Source organism: Pseudomonas sp. TR47, assembly GCF_044143025.1.
Taxonomy (GTDB): Bacteria; Pseudomonadota; Gammaproteobacteria; order Pseudomonadales; family Pseudomonadaceae; genus Aquipseudomonas; species Aquipseudomonas putida_E.
Genome location: NZ_JBHFCS010000001.1, coordinates 216523 through 235026, shown reverse-complemented (window position 1 = coordinate 235026; position 18504 = coordinate 216523). Strand labels below are relative to the sequence as shown.

At 62.8% G+C, this 18504-nt stretch carries 16 protein-coding genes; 7 read left to right on the top strand and 9 right to left on the bottom strand.

Going from position 1 to position 18504, the window contains the following annotated elements:
* Nucleotides 1-21: 21 nt before the first annotated feature.
* The 4 genes from ACEWE8_RS01110 to ACEWE8_RS01095 all read right to left on the bottom strand — a co-directional run bounded on the left by ACEWE8_RS01110 (nt 22) and on the right by ACEWE8_RS01095 (nt 6012).
* Nucleotides 22-1401 carry an OprD family porin gene (locus ACEWE8_RS01110; RefSeq protein WP_046784461.1) on the bottom strand — a complete coding sequence of 460 codons (1380 nt, stop codon included), beginning with the start codon at nt 1399-1401 and terminating at the stop codon, nt 22-24.
* Between the two features lie 231 nt (nt 1402-1632).
* Nucleotides 1633-3225 (bottom strand): ABC transporter substrate-binding protein, encoded by a 1593-nt coding sequence (locus ACEWE8_RS01105; RefSeq protein WP_395589207.1) that lies wholly within the window; start codon nt 3223-3225, stop codon nt 1633-1635.
* A 136-nt stretch (nt 3226-3361) separates the two neighbouring features.
* On the bottom strand, nt 3362-4987 hold the full coding sequence (locus ACEWE8_RS01100; protein WP_046784459.1) for an ABC transporter substrate-binding protein: 1626 nt from the start codon (nt 4985-4987) through the stop codon (nt 3362-3364).
* Between the two features lie 308 nt (nt 4988-5295).
* On the bottom strand, nt 5296-6012 hold the full coding sequence (locus ACEWE8_RS01095) for an SIMPL domain-containing protein (RefSeq protein ID WP_046784458.1): 717 nt from the start codon (nt 6010-6012) through the stop codon (nt 5296-5298).
* 202 nt (nt 6013-6214) lie between these two features.
* On the opposite strand from ACEWE8_RS01095, the gene ACEWE8_RS01090 reads away from it, so the two are divergent.
* From ACEWE8_RS01090 to ACEWE8_RS01075, 4 genes are all read left to right on the top strand, one after another.
* Nucleotides 6215-7471: an ATP-binding protein gene (locus tag ACEWE8_RS01090; protein ID WP_046784457.1), complete on the top strand. Its 1257-nt coding sequence runs from the start codon at nt 6215-6217 to the stop codon at nt 7469-7471.
* Nucleotides 7471-8031 (top strand): response regulator transcription factor, encoded by a 561-nt coding sequence (locus ACEWE8_RS01085; RefSeq protein ID WP_039604181.1) that lies wholly within the window; start codon nt 7471-7473, stop codon nt 8029-8031. Before ACEWE8_RS01090 ends, ACEWE8_RS01085 begins: the two co-directional genes overlap by 1 nt.
* Before the next feature lie 207 nt (nt 8032-8238).
* Nucleotides 8239-9180, top strand: a complete 942-nt coding sequence (locus ACEWE8_RS01080) for an AEC family transporter (RefSeq protein WP_046784456.1) — start codon at nt 8239-8241, stop codon at nt 9178-9180.
* 55 nt (nt 9181-9235) lie between these two features.
* Nucleotides 9236-10591, top strand: coding sequence for an amino acid permease (locus ACEWE8_RS01075; RefSeq protein ID WP_046784455.1), 1356 nt, complete (start codon nt 9236-9238; stop codon nt 10589-10591).
* 75 nt (nt 10592-10666) lie between these two features.
* On the opposite strand, the gene ACEWE8_RS01070 is transcribed toward ACEWE8_RS01075, so the two are convergent.
* The 5 genes from ACEWE8_RS01070 to gatC all read right to left on the bottom strand — a co-directional run bounded on the left by ACEWE8_RS01070 (nt 10667) and on the right by gatC (nt 15522).
* A complete protein-coding gene (locus tag ACEWE8_RS01070) occupies nt 10667-11710 on the bottom strand; it encodes a calcium/sodium antiporter (RefSeq protein WP_046784454.1) in 1044 nt (347 codons plus the stop codon).
* A 60-nt stretch (nt 11711-11770) separates the two neighbouring features.
* On the bottom strand, nt 11771-12145 hold the full coding sequence (locus ACEWE8_RS01065; RefSeq protein WP_046784671.1) for a septal ring lytic transglycosylase RlpA family protein: 375 nt from the start codon (nt 12143-12145) through the stop codon (nt 11771-11773).
* 165 nt (nt 12146-12310) lie between these two features.
* Nucleotides 12311-13756 (bottom strand): Asp-tRNA(Asn)/Glu-tRNA(Gln) amidotransferase subunit GatB, encoded by a 1446-nt coding sequence (gene gatB, locus ACEWE8_RS01060; protein ID WP_039603446.1) that lies wholly within the window; start codon nt 13754-13756, stop codon nt 12311-12313.
* An 11-nt stretch (nt 13757-13767) separates the two neighbouring features.
* Nucleotides 13768-15219 (bottom strand): Asp-tRNA(Asn)/Glu-tRNA(Gln) amidotransferase subunit GatA, encoded by a 1452-nt coding sequence (gene gatA / locus ACEWE8_RS01055; protein ID WP_046784453.1) that lies wholly within the window; start codon nt 15217-15219, stop codon nt 13768-13770.
* A gap of 15 nt (nt 15220-15234) precedes the next feature.
* A complete protein-coding gene (gene gatC, locus ACEWE8_RS01050) occupies nt 15235-15522 on the bottom strand; it encodes an Asp-tRNA(Asn)/Glu-tRNA(Gln) amidotransferase subunit GatC (protein ID WP_012316094.1) in 288 nt (95 codons plus the stop codon).
* Nucleotides 15523-15726: 204 nt separating this feature from the next.
* Between gatC and mreB the strand changes: the two genes are divergently transcribed.
* From mreB to mreD, 3 genes are all read left to right on the top strand, one after another.
* Nucleotides 15727-16764, top strand: coding sequence for a rod shape-determining protein MreB (gene mreB / locus ACEWE8_RS01045; protein WP_003255163.1), 1038 nt, complete (start codon nt 15727-15729; stop codon nt 16762-16764).
* 150 nt (nt 16765-16914) lie between these two features.
* Nucleotides 16915-17991 carry a rod shape-determining protein MreC gene (gene mreC / locus ACEWE8_RS01040; RefSeq protein WP_080952055.1) on the top strand — a complete coding sequence of 359 codons (1077 nt, stop codon included), beginning with the start codon at nt 16915-16917 and terminating at the stop codon, nt 17989-17991.
* Nucleotides 17991-18479, top strand: coding sequence for a rod shape-determining protein MreD (gene mreD, locus ACEWE8_RS01035; protein ID WP_012316092.1), 489 nt, complete (start codon nt 17991-17993; stop codon nt 18477-18479). The genes mreC and mreD overlap by 1 nt, the downstream gene beginning before the upstream one ends.
* Nucleotides 18480-18504: the final 25 nt, after the last annotated feature.

Genomic DNA, 18504 nt, shown 5'->3' with positions numbered 1-18504 from the left:
AGCGGACCTGGGCGTAAGCGGTCAGAGAATGTTGAACGGAATGGTGGTCACGACGCGGAACTCATCCAGGCTGCCATCGGCCTGTGCCTTGCTGGCGCGATGCGCGGTATAGGTAGCGCGGATGCTGGTGTCTTTCAGCGGCCCGCTCTGCACCGCGTAGCTGGTGCCGATACCCCACTCATAGTGGGTTTCGCCATCCAGGCCGTTCACGTCATAGGCCGTACCGCGGTAATGGGTGCCGTCGATGCCCCAGCCGCGGGCGTTGTACAGGTTGAACTTCAGGCCCGGCACGCCATACGGCGCCATGTTCAGCACGTAGGAAATCTGCAGGGATTTCTCGTTCGGGCCGTTGAAGTCCGAGAGCAGGGAGTTGGCCAGGTAAATGCCGTTGGTTTCGTGCAGGTAGTCGAAGTACTCGTTACCGTTGACCTGCTGCCACGAAGCGCTGAGGGTGTGGGCCTGGTGGGTCAGGCCGAACGACAGGCTGTAGGTGTCGTTGTCGATCTCGCCCATCTTCTGGCTGCCTGCGTCCACGGTCTTGTAGTAGTTCAGGCCGGTGGTCAGGCTCAGCACCGCGCTGTCGCCCAGCACGTGGCTGGCGCCGAAGTAGTACTGGTTCCAGAAGTCGTCGACCTTGGTGGCGTACAGGCTGGTGGTCAGGCTCTTGAGCGGCTGGTAGTTGACCCCGGCGGTACTGGCACGGTCGGTTTCCACGCCCGCTGCGCCATACTCGCTGCGAAACTTGCTCAGGCTCTGTTCGGTGCGCGGCGAGACACGGTCGAAGGTGCCCAGGTCGAATGACAGGTTGTCGAACTCTGCACTGTGCAGGAACGCGCCCTGGAAGCTGGAGGGCAGGGCGCGGTTGCCGATGTAAGCGATCATCGGCGTGTCCACGGACTGGCGGCCGACGGTGAGGGTGGTGTTGGACACCCGTGCCTTGAGGTTGGCCAGGCCCATCTTGCTCCACTGGCCGATGGGGTCGCCATCGCTATGGGTCAGGGTACGGTTGTTCGGCCCGGCGACTGCGGCGCGGCCTTGCTCCAGAGCGATGGCGTTGTAGCCGGCTGCCTCCACGGCAAAACCCACGGTGCCCTGGGTGAAGCCTGAGCTGTAGTTGAGGATGGTGCCCTGCAGCCAGTTGTCGCGGCTGTGGCTGTCGTGGCGTGTGCCGTCGCTTTTGTAGTACTTGAACAACGGCGCGCGGGTGGCGCGTTCGCGGGCGTACCAGTTGCGGGTGCTGCCGGACAGGCTCTGGCCGTCGATGAAACCTTTGGCCTCATCCTGCTCGCTGGTGCCTTTGAGGCTGAACGGGACGTAGTCCTGGCTTTGGGTGTCGGCCTGGGCCATGGCGGCGAAGGTGGCGATGGATAACGCCAGTGTGGTGAACGTGAATAGTCTCAAGATGAAAGCTCCCTTTCTGTTCTTTTAGTTATTGCCTGGCCTTGTGGGCCGGGTTGTTGCGGTGTTGCCAGGGTTGCCCGGGGTTGCCGGGCCAATCAGGGGGAGGTGTGTGGCCAGTGCTGGCCCTTTCGCCGGCAAGCCGGCGCCTACAGGAATCAATAAAGATCCCCAGGCTTGTGCCATTTTTGTAGGAGCCGGCTTGCCGGCGAGAGGGCCGCTACCGGCTAACGCTCAATCAACGCTCACTCCGGAAAAGTCGTTGCGGCCAAAGGGGCTCACCTTGAAGCCGGCCACCTTGATGCTGAGCGGCTGGTTCACCGTGGAGTGCGCCACCGGCGTGATCGGCACCTGCTGTTTGAGGCGTTGCTGGGCCTGCTGGTACAGCACTGTGCGCTGCTCGCGGTCGGTTACCTGCTTGGCTTGCTTGACCAGGCTGTCGTACTGCCGGTCGCACCACTGCGAGTAGTTGTTGCTGCCGATGGCATCGCAGCTGTAGAGGGTGCCCAGCCAGTTATCCGGGTCGCCGTTGTCACCGGTCCAGCCGATCAGGGCGATGTCGTGCTCGCCGCTTTTCATGCGCTTGAGGTATTCGCCCCATTCATAACTGACGATGCGCACTTTCAAGCCCAGCTTGCTCCAGTCGGCCTGAAGCATCTCGGCCATGAGCTTGGCGTTGGGGTTGTACGGGCGCTGCACGGGCATGGCCCACAGGGTGACTTCGGTGCCTTCCTTGACCCCGGCCTGCTTGAGCAGCTGGCGGGCCTGCTCAGGGTCGTAGGGCGCGTCCTTCAAGCTGTCGTCATAGGACCATTGGGTTGGTGGCATGGCGTTGACTGCGCGTTGTCCGGAGTCCTGATACACCGCCTGCAGGATCGCCTGCTTGTTCACTGCCATGTCCATGGCCTGGCGTACCTCCAGGCGGTCGAACGGCGGGTGCTGGGTGTTGTAAGCGATATAGCCGAGGTTGAAGCCTGGTTGTTGCAGCACCTGCAGCTTGCTGTCCTGCTTGAGGGCTGGCAGGCCGGCCGGGCGTGGGTGCAGGGTGACCTGGCATTCACCGCGGCGCAGCTTCTGGATGCGCACCGAGGGGTCGGTGTTGATCGAAAACACCAGGTTGTCGAGTTTCACCTCGTCCGGTGCCCAGTAGTCCTTGTTGCCTTTGAAGCGGATCTGCGAATCCTTCTGGTAGCGCTGGAACACGAACGGGCCGGTGCCGATAGGCTGCTGGTTGATGTCGCTGGGGCGCCCGCTCGCCATCAGATGCTCGGCATATTCAGCCGAAAGCACCGAAGCGAAGCTCATCGCCAGGTTTTGCACGAAGGCGGCATCGACCTTGTTCAGGGTGAACACCACGGTCATCGGGCCGGTCTTTTCGATACCGGCGATGTTCTTGTCCAGGCCCATGCTGACGAAGTAGGGGAACTCGGTGGGGTAGGCCTGGCGGAACGGGTGCTCGCGGTCGAGCATGCGGTTGAAGGTGAACAGCACGTCATCGGCGTTGAAGTCGCGGCTGGGGGTGAATGCCTTGTTGGCGTGGAATTTCACCCCCTCGCGCAGGTGGAAGGTGTAGCGCAGGCCATCGTCGGATACTTCCCACTTCGTTGCCAGGGCGGGATGCACTGCCGTACCGCCGCGTTGAAATTCCACCAGGCGGTTGTAGATCGGTTCTGCCGCATCGTTGTCGGTGGCACTGGTGTATTGGGCTGTGTCGAACCCGGCCGGGCTACCCTCGGAGCAGAACACCAGGCTACTGGCCTGAGGGGCTGATGCCTGGCTCAGCAGGCCCACGGCGAGCAGCGTGGAAAACAGTGTGGTGTGGCGCATGGCAAATCCTTTTTTCCGTCTGTTTTTGCCGCTTCGGGATACGAAATGCGGCAACAGGGCCCCCAACCCCGGCGCGGGTAGCGCCGGGGGGAGTTCGAAGGGTGGAAGTGGGCGAGGGTGGTGCGTGTGCCCGGCGCTATTTCTCCACACTGACGCCGTAGAAGGAGTTCAGTGCGAACGGGCTGATCTTGAAGCCCTTCACCTTGGCACTCATCGGCTGGTAGACCGTGGAGTGGGCGATTGGCGTGATCGGTACCTGATCTTTGAGGATATGCTGCGCCTGTTTATACAGCTCGGTGCGCTTGGCCTGGTCGGAAGTGGCCTTGGCCTGCTTGATCAGGTCGTCGTAGGGCTTGTAGCACCACTTGGAGAAGTTGTTGCCCTCGATGGCATCACAGCCATACAGGGTGCCTAGCCAGTTGTCCGGGTCACCGTTGTCGCCGCTCCAGCCGATCAGCATGGCGCCTTGTTCGCCGCCTTTGGAACGTTTGATGTACTCGCCCCACTCGTAACTGACGATTTTCGCCTTGATGCCGACCTTGCCCCAGTCAGCCTGCAGCATCTCGGCCATCAGCTTGGCGTTGGGGTTGTACGGGCGTTGCACCGGCATGGCCCACAGGGTGATTTCGGTGCCTTCCTTGATCCCGGCTTCCTTGAGCAGTTGCTTGGCCTTTTCCGGGTCGTACGGCACATCCTTGATGCTTTCGTCGTAGGACCACTGGGTCGGCGGCATGGCATTGACGGCGAGCTGGCCGGCGCCCTGGTAGACCGATTCGATGATCTTCTGCTTGTCGACGGCCATGTCCAGTGCCTGGCGCACCTTCAGTTGAGCCAACGGGTTGGGTTGGTCACTGCCCTTGAGCTTGTCCATCACGTTGTAGGCGATGTAGCCCAGGTTGAAACCGGCCTGGTGCGGCATCTGCAGCTTGTCGTTGGCCTTGAGCGGCTCGATATCGGCAGGGCGCGGGAACAAGGTCACCTGGCACTCGTTCTTCTTCAGCTTCTGCATGCGCACCGAGGCGTCGGTGGTGATGGCGAAGATCAGGTTGTCGATCTTCACGTCCTCGGGTTTCCAGTAATCCTTGTTGCCCTTGAAGCGGATCTGGGCGTCCTTCTGGTACTTGCTGAACACGAACGGGCCGGTGCCGATCGGTTTCTGGTTGATGTCTGCAGCCTTGCCTTCTTTGAGCAACTGGTCGGCGTACTCGGCCGACTGCACGGAGGCAAAGCTCATCGCCAGGTTCTGGATGAATGCGGCGTCCACCTGGTTGAGGGTGAACCTGACGGTGTGCTCGTCGAGCTTCTCCACCTTGGCGATGTTGTTGTCCATGCCCATGTCGGTGAAGTAGGGGAACTCAGTGGGGTAGGCCTTACGGAACGGGTGATTCTTGTCGAGCATGCGGTTGAAGGTGAACAGCACGTCGTCTGCGTTGAATTCGCGGCTTGGCTTGAAGTAATCGGTGGTGTGGAACTTGACCCCTTCGCGCAGGTGGAAGGTGTAGGTCTTGCCGTCGTCGGACACCTCCCATTTGGTCGCCAGGCCGGGGATAACGGCGGTGCCGCCACGTTCGAACTGGGTCAGGCGGTTGAACACGGTCTCGGCCGAGGCGTCGAAGTCGGTTCCGGTGGTGTATTGCCCCGGGTCGAAGCCGGCGGGGCTGCCTTCGGAGCAGAACACCAGGTTGGACGCGGCGTGGGCAAGCGGAGCGCCGGTCAGCAAGCCTGCGCCGAGCAGGAACGGAATGACTGCGTGTTTGAGCATGGTGGCCTCATTGTTGTCATTTTTCTGATTCGAGGTGGCCTCGTGAGCCGACCTGCGGATACTTATGCAGGGTGTGTTCCCAATGCAACACTGCGAAGGATAGTTGGCGTCAGAAAAGTAGTACGGGCGTACATGGATGTCGCATATGTATAACTTTCGAGGAAGTTGAACGTTTGCGAGGGCAAAATGATGGCTTTTTCGGGATGTTTCGCGGGAGGGAATTTGTAGGAAGCACTATTTGAGTGCGTAGGAAATGTCTCTATTTGTGCTGCTGGGGCGCAATGCGCCCCTTGTATCGCCTGCGTTGATCAAGGCATCTGCACTTCGATCAGGCCGTCTGCGTTCATGCTGACTTCGCTGGTACCCGCCTCGATATCCGGCGCCGGTGCTGCTTCGTCGGCACCCATGGCTTTCATGGCCATTGGCGCGCTGCGCAGATAGGGGCGTGGGTAGCCGCTGCTGTTGAGGTTCAGGCTGACCACTTTATAGCCCTTGCCACCCAGGGCTTCGGTGGCCAGTTGCGCACGGGCCTTGAAGGCATTGACCGCATCCTTGAGCAAGGCGTCTTCGCTGGCCTTGCGCGTGGCCGGGGCGATGGAGAAGTCCATGCCGCCCATCTTAAGGTCTTGCAGCAGGTCGGCACTGAGCTGAGAGAGGGCCGGGAAGTCGGCGCTTTCCAGGCGCACTTCGGCACGCTCGCGCCAGCCGGTGATCTTCTGCCCCTTGCTGTCGTAGACCGGGTAGCTGTTGCGGCTGCCCTGGCTGATTTTCACGTCCTTGACCTGGCGGGCCTGCTGCACGGCCTTGTTCATGGTTTCGGTGATCTGTTTGGCAAGCTTGCCCGGGTCGGTGTTCTGCGCTTCGCTATAAAGGGTCACGACCATCAGGTCACGGGGCACTTCCTTGCTGACTTCTGCACGCAGCGATATCTGGTTGTAGCGCGGCTCATCAGCCGCCAGCGCCGGCAGGCTGGCGAGCAGGCCGCAGGACAGGATCAGGGCAGCGCCGCGACGAGGGTTAGGCATGTGATACTCCTTGGCAATGAAAGGCGTGGGTTCTGGCCATCCATCCCACGCATGGCCCATCAGACCGGGATCAGTGTAGTGGGTTCAAAAGTGCCATCATGAAGCTGTGACAAACTGTGGCGCTTTGCCGCATCGCTGCAGCTGGGCGCGCGCCTTCGGTATACTCCAGCCGATTGTCCTGGAGCACTCATCAGGAGAGCTCATGCTCGCCGCCGCACAACCGCTGTCCGCTACCCGCCAGAACCTCTGGCGCCTGACTGTCATTCGCGTTCTGGTCCTGGCCGCTCAGGCAGGCTCGGTGGGCGTTGCCTACTGGACCGAACTGCTGCCGCTGCCGTGGTTTTCCCTGGCCGCGACCCTGGCTCTGTCGTCCCTGCTGTGCGCCTTCACCGCGTTGCGCTTGCGCCTGTCGCTGCCGGTCACCGAACTGGAATACGCGCTGCAGCTGGCCTGCGACCTGCTGATCCACAGCGCGCTGCTTTATTACTCGGGCGGCTCGACCAACCCCTTCGTCTCCTATTACCTGGTGCCGCTGGCCATTGCCGCCGTGACCTTGCCCTGGCTCTACTCGCTGATCCTGTCGGGTATCGCCCTGACCGCCTACAGCCTGTTGCTGGTGCAGTTCTACCCACTTGAAGGCCTGCCGATGGCGCGGGACAAGATGCAGGTCTACGGCATGTGGTTGAGCATCGCGCTGGCGGCTGCGGTGATCACCTTCTTCGCCGCGCGCATGGCCGAAGAGCTGCGCCGCCAGGAAAAACTGCGCTCCGAACGGCGCGAAGAAAGCCTGCGCGACGAACAATTGTTGGCCGTGGCCACCCAGGCCGCCGGTGCCGCCCATGAGCTGGGTACGCCGCTGGCGACCATGAGCGTGCTGCTCAACGAAATGCGCCAGGACCACGCCGACCCGCTGTTGCAGGAGGACCTGCAGATCCTTCAGGACCAGGTCAAGCTGTGCAAGGAAACCCTGCAGCAACTGGTGCGTGCCGCCGAAGCCAATCGCCGCCTGGCGATGGTGGAGCAGGATGTGACCGAGTGGCTCGATGAGGCGCTGAACCGTTGGCACCTGATGCGTCCGGAAGCCAGCTATCGCTTCCAGCGTCTGCGCGACGGCCAGGTGCCCCGCCTGACCCCGCCACCGGACCTGACCCAGGCGCTGCTGAACTTGTTGAACAATGCCGCCGATGCGTGCCCTGACGACCTGGAGGTACGCCTGGACTGGGACGCCCAGGACATCGTCATCAGCATCCGCGACCATGGCCCCGGCGTGCCGCCGGCCATTGCCGAAGCAATCGGCAAACCCTTCATTACCACCAAAGGCAAAGGCTTCGGCCTGGGCCTGTTCTTGAGCAAAGCCAGCGTGACCCGTGCGGGCGGTTCGGTGAAACTCTATAGTCATGAGCAGGGTGGCACCCTGACCGAACTGCGCCTGCCCCATGGCAAGCGAGGAGATGAATGATGAGCGAAGAAAACCAGGTCGAAAGCGAAGAGCTGCCGCACCTGCTGCTGGTGGATGACGATGCCACCTTCACGCGGGTCATGGCCCGTGCCATGAGCCGTCGCGGTTTCCGCGTGAGCACTGCAAGCTCCGCCGAGGAAGGCCTGGTCCTGGCGCAGAATGATCTGCCGGACTACGCCACGCTGGACTTGAAAATGGAGGGCGACTCCGGCCTGGTGCTGCTGCCCAAGCTGCTGGAGCTGGACCCGGAAATGCGCGTGGTGATCCTCACCGGCTACTCGAGCATTGCCACGGCGGTCGAGGCGGTCAAGCGCGGGGCGTGCAACTACCTGTGCAAACCGGCCGATGCCGACGATGTGCTGGCGGCACTGCTCTCGGAGCATACGGACCTGGATACGTTGGTGCCGGAAAACCCCATGTCGGTGGACCGCTTGCAGTGGGAGCACATCCAGCGCGTGCTCAGCGAGCACGAGGGCAATATCTCCGCTACCGCGCGGGCGCTGGGCATGCACCGGCGCACGTTGCAGCGCAAGCTGCAGAAACGGCCTGTGCGGCGCTGAACTTATCCTGGCAGTACCGGCCCTATCGCCGGCAAGCCGGCCCACAGGTGCTCCACAGTATTCAGGCTTGATGGGGACCAGTGGGAGCCGGCTTGCCGGCGATAGGGCCTAACAGAAATTTCTTTATATTGCGGCTGATCCCCGCAACTCCTGACGCGTTGGCGTATCATTAGCCCCCTAACGGCAACCCTTCAGGATCGCTAGCGCATGCTCGCCCTTCTTATCCAGACGCTGAACATCACGGCGCCCGTCTTCGCCATGCTGTTCCTGGGCGTGCTGCTCAAACGCATTCACCTGATCGACGACAATTTCAACCGGGTTGCCTCGCAACTGGTGTTCAACGTCTGCATGCCTGCGCTGTTGTTCCTCGGCATCTACCATGCCGACCTGGCAACGGCGATCAAACCGGGTGTCATCCTCTATTTCGTCGCTGCCACCCTGGTCGGCTTCGCCGTGGCCTGGGGCCTGGCAATCTGGCGCAGCCCGCTGGCCGACCGCGGCATCTACACCCAGGGTGCGTTTCGCGGCAACAACGGCGTGATCGGCCTGGCCCTGGCCGCCAGCCTTTACGGGGACTACGGTATCTCGCTGGGGGCAGTGCTCGCAGGCCTGGTGATCCTCCTGTACAACTCGCTTTCAGCCGTAGTGCTGGCGGTATACAGCCCGGACCTGAAGTCCGACCCGTGGAGCATCTGCAAGAGCATTTTCAGCAACCCGCTGATCATCAGCGTGCTACTGGCCACGCCCATGGCCTACGGGCAGGTACCCCTGCCCAACTGGTTGCTCACCTCGGGCGACTACCTCGCGCAGATGACCCTGCCGCTGGCGCTGATCTGTATCGGTGGCACCCTGTCGCTCAACGCCCTGCGCGACAGCGGCAAGTTGGCCATCGATGCCAGCCTGGTGAAGATGCTCTGGTTGCCGCTGTTCGGCACGCTCGGTGCCTGGCTCTGCGGTTTTCGCGGGGCCGAGCTGGGCATTCTGTTCCTGTACATCGGCAGCCCCACTGCGGCGGCCAGTTACGTCATGGCACGGGCAGCCAACGGCAATCACGAACTGGCGGCATCGATCATCGTGATCACTACGCTAATGGCGGCGATCACCACCAATATTGGTATTTTCATCTTGCAGTGGGGCGGATGGATCTAGATCCTTGACTGCATACCTCACAAAAACACTGCCTCCCTGAGCTTAAGGACACTTCATGCAAGACCAGAGCACGCCCGAGCGGTTGCAGCGCGGGCTGAAGAATCGCCATATCCAGCTGATCGCGCTTGGCGGTGCCATCGGTACCGGGTTGTTCCTGGGTATCGCCCAGACCATCCAGCTGGCGGGCCCCTCCGTTTTGCTGGGCTATGCCATCGCTGGCCTGATGGCTTTCTTCATCATGCGCCAGTTGGGCGAAATGGTGGTCGAAGAGCCGGTAGCCGGCAGTTTCAGCCACTTCGCACACCAGTACTGGAGTGAGTTCGCAGGCTTCGTCTCGGGCTGGAACTACTGGGTGGTGTATGTGCTCGTGGGTATGGCCGAGCTCACCGCCGTTGGCATCTATGTGCAGTACTGGTGGCCGGAGTTTCCCACCTGGGCCACGGCGGCGATCTTCTTCGTGGTGATCAACCTGATCAACCTGACCCAGGTCAAGGTCTATGGCGAGATGGAGTTCTGGTTCGCCCTGGTCAAGGTGGTGGCCATCGTCAGCATGATCGGTTTCGGCGCGTGGCTGCTGAGCAGTGGCCACGGCGGCCCGGACGCCAGTGTGGCCAACCTGTGGCAATACGGCGGGTTTTTCCCCAATGGCGTCACCGGGCTGGTGATGGCGCTGGCGGTGATCATGTTCTCCTTTGGTGGCCTGGAGCTGGTGGGCATCACGGCCGCGGAAGCGGACAACCCGCGCCAGAGCATTCCCAAGGCAACCAACCAGGTGGTTTACCGCATCCTGATTTTCTACATCGGTGCGCTGGCGGTGCTGTTGTCGCTGTACCCGTGGCAGAAGGTCGTGCAGGGTGGCAGCCCGTTCGTGATGATCTTCCACGAACTGGACAGCGACCTGGTGGCGACCATTCTCAATATCGTGGTGCTGACAGCTGCGCTGTCGGTCTACAACAGTTGCGTGTACGCCAACAGCCGTATGTTGTTCGGCCTGGCCAGCCAGGGCGACGCACCACGCCAGCTGCTCAAGGTCAGCCGCAGCGGTGTGCCACTGACTGCGTTGGGCGTGTCGGCTTTCGCTACGGGCATGTGCGTGGTGATCAACTACCTGATGCCGGGTGATGCATTCGGCCTGCTGATGGCGCTGGCGGTGTCGGCGCTGGTGATCAACTGGGCGAGCATCAGCATTACCCACCTGAAGTTCCGCAAGGCCAAGCTGGCGGCAGGTATCCAGCCGTTCTACCAGAGCTGGGGGCACCCGTTCACCAACTACCTGTGCCTGGCATTTATCGTGCTGATTCTGGTGGTGATGTACCTGACCCCGCCGATTCGTATTTCGGTGATGCTGATACCCGGGTGGATTGCGCTGCTTTGGGTAGCGTTCCGGTTGAAGAAAGCCCGGCAGGCTTGAGTCAGGGTGCATATCTTGAGTGGTGCGGCGCGCCACCCAAGCCATGCACTTCGTCGCGACACCACCTTCCCGCCGTTAGTGCTGCCGCCGCCAGGCCCTCACAGTGGTGTACAACAGCACCAGGCCGAGCACTGGCAGAACGTAGAAGAGCATCAGCCGTTCCAGGCGGCCGGCCAGCGGCATGCCGATGGTGAACGCCACCACGTGCAACCCGTAGACCAGGTAAAGGCCAAGTAATACCAGCCCTTCGGCCCGGGTAATCCGGTACCCGGAGTAGAACACTGGCAGGCTCAGCGCCGCGACGCCGAGCATTACCGGAAGGTCGAAGCCCAGTGCGTTTGGCGATATGGTCAGCGGCTCGGGTGTAGTCAGTGCGGTCAGGCCTAGCACCGCCAGCAGATTGAACAGGTTGCTGCCGATCACCGTGCCCACGGCGATCTCCCGTTCCCCTCGCAGGGCGGCAATCAGCGCCGCAGCCAGTTCGGGCAGTGACGTGCACACCGCGACAACGGTCAAGCCGATGATGCGTTCAGACAAGCCCAGGTCGGTCGCGACTTCGACCGCCGCTTCCAGCAGCAAGTGGCCGGCCAGGCTGAGCAGGCCGAAGCCGAACGCCACTTGCAGCAGTGTGCCGGTCCAGAAGCGCCCGGCGCTGCTGGCCAGCGCACGCGGTGCAGGGTAAGTGCGGGCATAGTGGCGCGACTGGTGCCAGAGCATGACCAGATACCCCACGAGGCCTGATAGCAGCACCAGCCCTTCCACGCGCCCCAGATGGCCGTTGGCGGCCAGCGCATAGACCAGTGCGCTGGCGAGGATCATCAGTGGAATGTCCAGGCGCACCAGTTGGCGGGACACGCGTAGCGGGATGATCAATGCAGCCAGGCCAAGGATCACCAGAACATTGAAGATGTTACTGCCGATCACGCTGCCCACGGCCACATCGGGCGCGCCCTGATAGGCGGCCTGCAGGCTGACGGTCAGCTGTGGCGCCGTACTGCCGAATGCCACCAGGCTCAGGCCAATGATCAGCGGCCGTACGTGTACACGCTGTGCCAGGCGAAGGGCGGCTCGCACCAGCAGTTCGGCGCCGGCCACCAGCAACAGCAAGGCTATGCCCAGTTGCAGGAGGCTGAAGGTGGGGAGGGTGGCCAGGTCGAAAATGGTTGGAACTCCGTTGCGTCAGTCGCTTAGACCTTGTACCCGCACGCGCGCCGTTCCGCTACGGATCATGCCGATTTTTTCTGCTGCAGCGCGCGACAGGTCGATCAGCCGGCCGCGTGTGTGCGGGCCGCGGTCGTTGATGCGGACCACCACGCTGCGTTGGTTGGCGAGGTTGGTGACCAGTACCCGGGTGCCGAAGGGCAGGCTGCGATGCGCGGCGGTCAGGCCGTGCTGGTTGAAGGCTTCGCCGCTGGCGGTGCGTTTGCCGTGGTGGCGGGCGCCGTAATAGGAGGCGGTGCTGGTCTGGTTATAGCCACGGGGGTCGATGTCGTGGCTGGCGCAGCCGGCCAACAGGGAAAACAGGGCCAGGGTGGCGATGGATCTTTTTAGCAAGGTGATGCTCCGGTGCTGCCATTGGGCGCGCTTGGCGGCGCGGTGGCTGTAGGAGCCGCCTTGTGTCGCGAAAGGGCCGCAGTGCGGCCCCATGGCCAGGTCACTGCATAAGCCTTTGGGGCTGCTTTGCAGCCCTTTCGCGACACGAGGCCGCTCCTACAAAGCTCACCCTTCGAGCTTGGCCTTGAGCAATTGGTTCACTTGCCCCGGGTTGGCCTTGCCCTTGGAGGCTTTCATCGCCTGGCCGACGAAGAAGCCGAACATCTTGCCGCGCTTGGCTTCATCGGCGGCGCGGTACTGTTCGACCTGCTCGGCGTTGGCAGCAAGCACTTCATCGAGCATCTTGTCGATCGCGCCGGTATCGGTGACCTGTTTCAGGCCTTTGCTCTCGATGATGCTGTCGGCATCGCCTTCACCGGCGGCCATGGCCTCGAACACGGTCTTGGCGATCTTGCCGCTGATGGTGTTGTCGCGGATACGCAGCAGCATGCCACCGAGCTGCTCGGCACTGACCGGTGCCTGGTCGATCTCGATACCCAGCTTGTTCAGCAGGCTGCCCAGTTCGACCATGACCCAGTTGGCTGCCAGTTTGGCGTCGCCGCCAATCTTCACCACCTGCTCGAAGTAGTCCGCCTGCTCACGGCTGGAGGCCAGCACGTTGGCGTCGTAGGCCGACAGGCCATACTGGCTCTGGAAGCGCTCGACTTTCTGCGGTGGCAGCTCCGGCAAACCGGCACGGATGGTTTCGAGGAAACTGTCCTCGATCACCACCGGCAGCAGGTCCGGGTCGGGGAAGTAACGGTAGTCGTTGGCTTCCTCCTTGCTGCGCATGGAGCGGGTCTCGTCCTTGTTCGGGTCGTACAGGCGGGTTTCCTGAACCACCTTGCCGCCATCTTCGATCAGGTCGATCTGGCGCTGGATTTCGCTGTTGATCGCGCGCTCGATGAAGCGGAACGAGTTGACGTTCTTGATCTCGCAGCGGGTGCCGAACTCGGCCTGGCCTTTGGGCCGGATCGAGACGTTGCAGTCGCAGCGCAGCGAGCCTTCAGCCATGTTGCCGTCGCAGATGCCCAGGTAGCGCACCAGCGCGTGGATCGCCTTGACGTAGGCCACGGCCTCCTTGGCACTGCGCATGTCCGGTTCGGAGACGATTTCCAGCAGCGGGGTGCCGGCACGGTTCAGGTCGATACCGGTGGAGCCGCTGAAGTCTTCGTGCAGGCTCTTGCCGGCGTCTTCTTCCAGGTGCGCGCGGGTTACGCCGATGCGTTTGATGGTGCCGTCTTCCAGGGCGATGTCCAGGTGGCCCTTGCCCACGATCGGCAAGTCCATCTGGCTGATCTGATAGCCCTTGGGCAGGTCGGGGTAGAAGTAGTTCTTGCGCGCGAACACGTTGCGCTTGCCGATCTGGGCATCGATCGCCAGGCCGAACATGCAGGCCATGCGCACGGCTTCCTGGTTCAGCACCGGCAGTACGCCGGGCATGCCAAGGTCAACCAGGCTCGCCTGGGTGTTCGGCTCGGAGCCGAAGGTGGTGGCGCTGCCGGAAAAGATCTTCGACTGGGTGGCCAGCTGGGTATGGATTTCCAGCCCGATCACAACTTCCCATTGCATGTGTGAATTCCTCAGAAGCCGTTGGGGGCGCGGGTGTGCCAGTCGGTGACCTGCTGGTAGCGGTGCGCGACATTGAGCAGGCGGCCTTCCTGGAAGTACGGGGCCAGCAGCTGTACGCCGACCGGCAGACCATCGACGAAGCCGGCTGGCATCGACAGGCCCGGCAGGCCCGCCAGGTTGGCGGTGATGGTGTAGACGTCTTCAAGGTATGCCGCGACCGGGTCGCTGCTCTTGGCGCCGAGCTTCCAGGCCGGGTTGGGCGTGGTCGGGCCAAGGATCAGGTCGACGCCTTCGAAGGCGGCCATGAAGTCGTTCTTGATCAGGCGGCGGATCTGCTGCGCCTTGACGTAGTAGGCGTCGTAGTAGCCAGCCGACAGGGCGTAGGTACCGACCATGATGCGGCGCTGGACTTCGGCACCGAAGCCTTCGCCACGGGAGCGCTTGTACAGGTCGGTCAGGTCTTTGGGGGCGTCGCAGCGGTAGCCGAAGCGCACGCCGTCGAATCGCGACAGGTTGGAAGAGGCTTCGGCCGGCGCGATCACGTAGTACGCAGGGATTGCGTGCTGCATGTTCGGCAGGCTGATTTCCTTGACCACTGCGCCGAGCTTTTCCAGCTCCTTGACGCTGGCCTGGACCAGTTCGGCGATGCGCGGGTCGAGGCCGGCGCCGAAGTACTCTTTCGGCAGGCCGATGCGCAGGCCTTGCAGCGAGGCATTCAGGTTGGCGCTGTAGTCCGGCACCGGCTCGTCAATGCTGGTGGAGTCCTTGGCGTCGAAACCGGCCATGCCTTGCAGCAGCAGCGCGCAGTCTTCGGCGGTGCGGGCCAGCGGGCCACCCTGGTCGAGGCTGGAGGCATAGGCGATCATGCCCCAGCGCGAAACGCGACCGTACGTCGGTTTTAGGCCTGTGAGGTTGGTCAGTGCTGCCGGCTGTCGGATCGAGCCGCCGGTATCGGTGCCGGTGGTCGCCGGCAGCAGGCGGGCAGCCACGGCCGCAGCGGAGCCGCCGGACGAGCCGCCTGGCACGTGCTCGAGGTTCCAGGGGTTTTTCACCGCGCCATAGTGGCTGGATTCGTTGGCAGACCCCATGGCGAATTCGTCCATGTTGGTCTTGCCCAGGGTGACCATGCCGGCCTCGGCCAGCTTGGCGACCACGGTGGCGTCATACGGCGCCTTGAAGTTGTCGAGCATCTTCGAGCCGCAGCTGGTGCGTACGCCGTTGGTGCAGAACAGGTCCTTGTGGGCGATAGGGGCGCCCAGCAGTGCGCCGGTCTCACCGGCGGCGCGACGGGCGTCGGCGGCACGGGCCTGGCCCAGGGCCAGATCCTCGGTGACGCTGATGAAGCTGTTGAGTTGCGGGTCGAGCTGCTGGATGCGCGCCAGCAGGGCGCCGGTCAGCTCTTCGGAGGAAAACGACTTGTCGGCGAGCCCGCGGGCGATCTCGGCCAGGGTCAATTGATGCATGGCAGGCACTATCCCTTACTCGATGACTTTGGGAACCAGGTACAGACCGCTTTCGGTCTTTGGTGCGATGGCTTGGTAGGCATCGCGCTGGTTGCTTTCGGTGACCTGGTCGGGACGCAGGCGCTGGCTGGCCTCCAGGGGGTGGGCCAGGGGCTCGATGCCGGTGGTGTCGACCGCTTGCATCTGGTCGACCAGCCCGAGAATGCTGTTCAGTGCATCGGTAATGCGTGGCAGTTCGCCTTCATTCAGGCCCAGGCGGGCCAGATGGGCGATCTTTTCCACGTCGCAGCGTTCAAGCGCCATGGGTATCTCCAGGGGAAACAAAGAACGGAATAAGGTCCGTGATGAGGAACATGTCGGCATTCTGGCGGTCATACGGCCGCGATCATCTGCTGGCGTGCTCGGAAAAACGACCAATTTAACATATTGGCTCCTTGCCCAAAATCCCTGCCATTGTTAGAGTTTGCCGCACTTTTTTACCCACGCTTTCCCCAGGGTCACTTTCCCATGTTCAAGAAACTGCGTGGCATGTTTTCCAGCGATCTCTCCATCGACCTGGGTACTGCCAACACCCTTATCTACGTGCGTGAGCGCGGTATCGTCCTGAATGAGCCCTCGGTAGTTGCCATCCGTACCCACGGCAACCAGAAAAGCGTCGTCGCCGTCGGTACCGAAGCCAAACGCATGCTGGGCCGTACGCCCGGCAACATTGCTGCCATTCGTCCGATGAAGGACGGCGTCATCGCCGACTTCAGCGTTTGTGAAAAAATGTTGCAGTACTTCATCAACAAGGTTCACGAAAACAGCTTCCTGCAGCCCAGCCCTCGCGTGCTGATCTGCGTGCCGTGCAAGTCGACCCAGGTAGAGCGCCGCGCCATTCGCGAATCGGCTCTGGGTGCCGGTGCCCGTGAAGTGTTCCTGATCGAAGAACCAATGGCCGCTGCCATCGGTGCGGGCCTGCCGGTCGAAGAAGCCCGTGGCTCGATGGTCGTCGATATCGGTGGTGGTACCACTGAAATCGCCCTGATCTCGCTCAATGGCGTGGTCTACGCCGAGTCTGTCCGCGTTGGCGGCGACCGCTTCGACGAGGCCATCGTCACCTATGTGCGCCGCAACTACGGCAGCCTGATCGGCGAATCCACTGCCGAACGCATCAAGCAGGAAATCGGTACCGCCTACCCGGGCGGCGAAGTGCGTGAAGTCGACGTGCGCGGCCGCAACCTGGCCGAAGGCGTGCCACGTGCCTTCACCCTGAACTCCAACGAAGTGCTCGAAGCCCTGCAGGAGTCGCTGGCGACCATCGTTCAGGCCGTCAAGAGCGCCCTGGAGCAGTCTCCGCCGGAGCTGGCCTCCGACATCGCCGAGCGTGGCCTGGTGCTGACCGGTGGTGGCGCGCTGCTGCGCGACCTCGACAAGCTGCTGGCCCAGGAAACCGGCTTGCCGGTGATCGTTGCCGAGGACCCGCTGACCTGCGTGGCCCGTGGCGGCGGTCGCGCCCTGGAGATGATGGACAAGCACGCGATGGACCTGCTCTCCAGCGAGTGATCGAGCGCCCGGTTTACAGGTGGCACGCGCAGTGCTACCTGTATGCGTTGGGCTGGCGTCCGTTGGGGCGCCGCTTCCGTCAACCCGCAACCAGGCTGGTGCGTTGTCCCATGTCCAATGACTTCCTGAGTCGTCCACGAGGAACGGCCCATTAAACCGCTTTTCTCCAAGGGCCCTTCGCTGGGCGTGCGCCTGCTCGTACTGGTGGTGCTTTCGGTCGCGCTGATGGTGGTCGATGCGCGCTTTGACCTGCTCAAGCCCGTGCGCAGCCAGATGGGCCTGGTACTGATGGAATCGTACTGGATCACCGACTTGCCTCAGCGGATGTGGCAAGGCGTGGCGGGCCAGTTCGGCAGCCGTAACGAACTGATCGCGGAAAACGAGAAACTCAAGACCGAAGCCCTGCTGCTGCAGGGGCGCCTGCAGAAGCTGGCGGCCCTGACCGAGCAGAACGTGCGCCTGCGCGAGTTGCTCAACTCCTCTGCACTGGTCAACGAGAAGGTCGAGGTGGCTGAGCTGATCGGCGTCGACCCCAACCCGTTCACCCACCGTATCCTGATCAACAAAGGCGAGCGCGACGGTGTGTTCCTTGGCCAGCCGGTGCTCGATGCCCGCGGCCTGATGGGCCAGGTGGTCGAGCTGATGCCCTACACCGCACGAGTGTTGCTGCTGACCGACACCACCCACAGCATCCCGGTACAGGTCAACCGTAACGGCCTGCGCGCGATTGCCAGCGGTACTGGCAACCCGGAGCGTCTGGAGCTGCGTCATGTTGCCGACACGGCTGACATCAAGGAAGGCGACTTGCTGGTGAGCTCCGGCATGGGCCAGCGCTTCCCGGCCGGCTACCCGGTTGCCACGGTCAACGAAGTGATCCATGACTCCGGCCAGCCGTTCGCCATCGTTCGCGCCATTCCTACCGCCGCACTCAACCGCAGCCGCTACATGCTGCTGGTGTTCAGCGACCGGCGTTCTCCGGAGCAGCGTGCCACCGACGCGGCGCTCGCCCAGGAAGAGGCGGACCGCAAGGGCGCAGCGAACCCTGCTCAGCCTGGTGCCAATGGCGAACAGGCTGCCCCCGGCACGCCTGCAGCGGCAGCGCCGGCCCCGGCCACGCCCGCGGTACCTGCCACAGCGGTACCGGCCCCGGCCGCTTCAGCACCGGCCCCGGCACCCGCCAGCCCTGCCGCAGCGCCTGCGGCACCCGCCCAGCCTCGGAGGCAATGATGGCCAAAACGCGCCGTAACCACGGGTGGGTCATCTGGCTGACCTTCGCCATTGGCCTGCTACTCAGCGTCTCGCCCATGCCACCGTTTCTCGAGGTGTTCCGGCCCATGTGGCTGGCGATGCTGGTGTCGTTCTGGACGCTCATGGTCCCGAACAAGGTCGGCATGACCACTGCGTTCGTGCTGGGCCTGGCCGAGGACGTGCTGTACGGCACGCTGCTCGGGCAGAATGCCCTGGTCCTGACCCTGATCACCTTCCTGGTGCTGTCGCTGCAGCAGCGTCTGCGCATGTTCCCGATGTGGCAGCAGAGCCTGGTAATCCTGGTGATCTTCGGTATCGCCCAGCTGATCCAGTTGTGGCTCAGTGCGCTCACCGGCAATCGTTTGCCGACGCTGGCGCTGGTCTGGTCGGCGGTCATCAGCGCCTTGCTCTGGCCGTGGATCAGCTTCGCCCTGCGTGATCTGCGCCGGCGTTTGCATATCAACTGACGGCGCCGCCGCCACCGACAGGGAG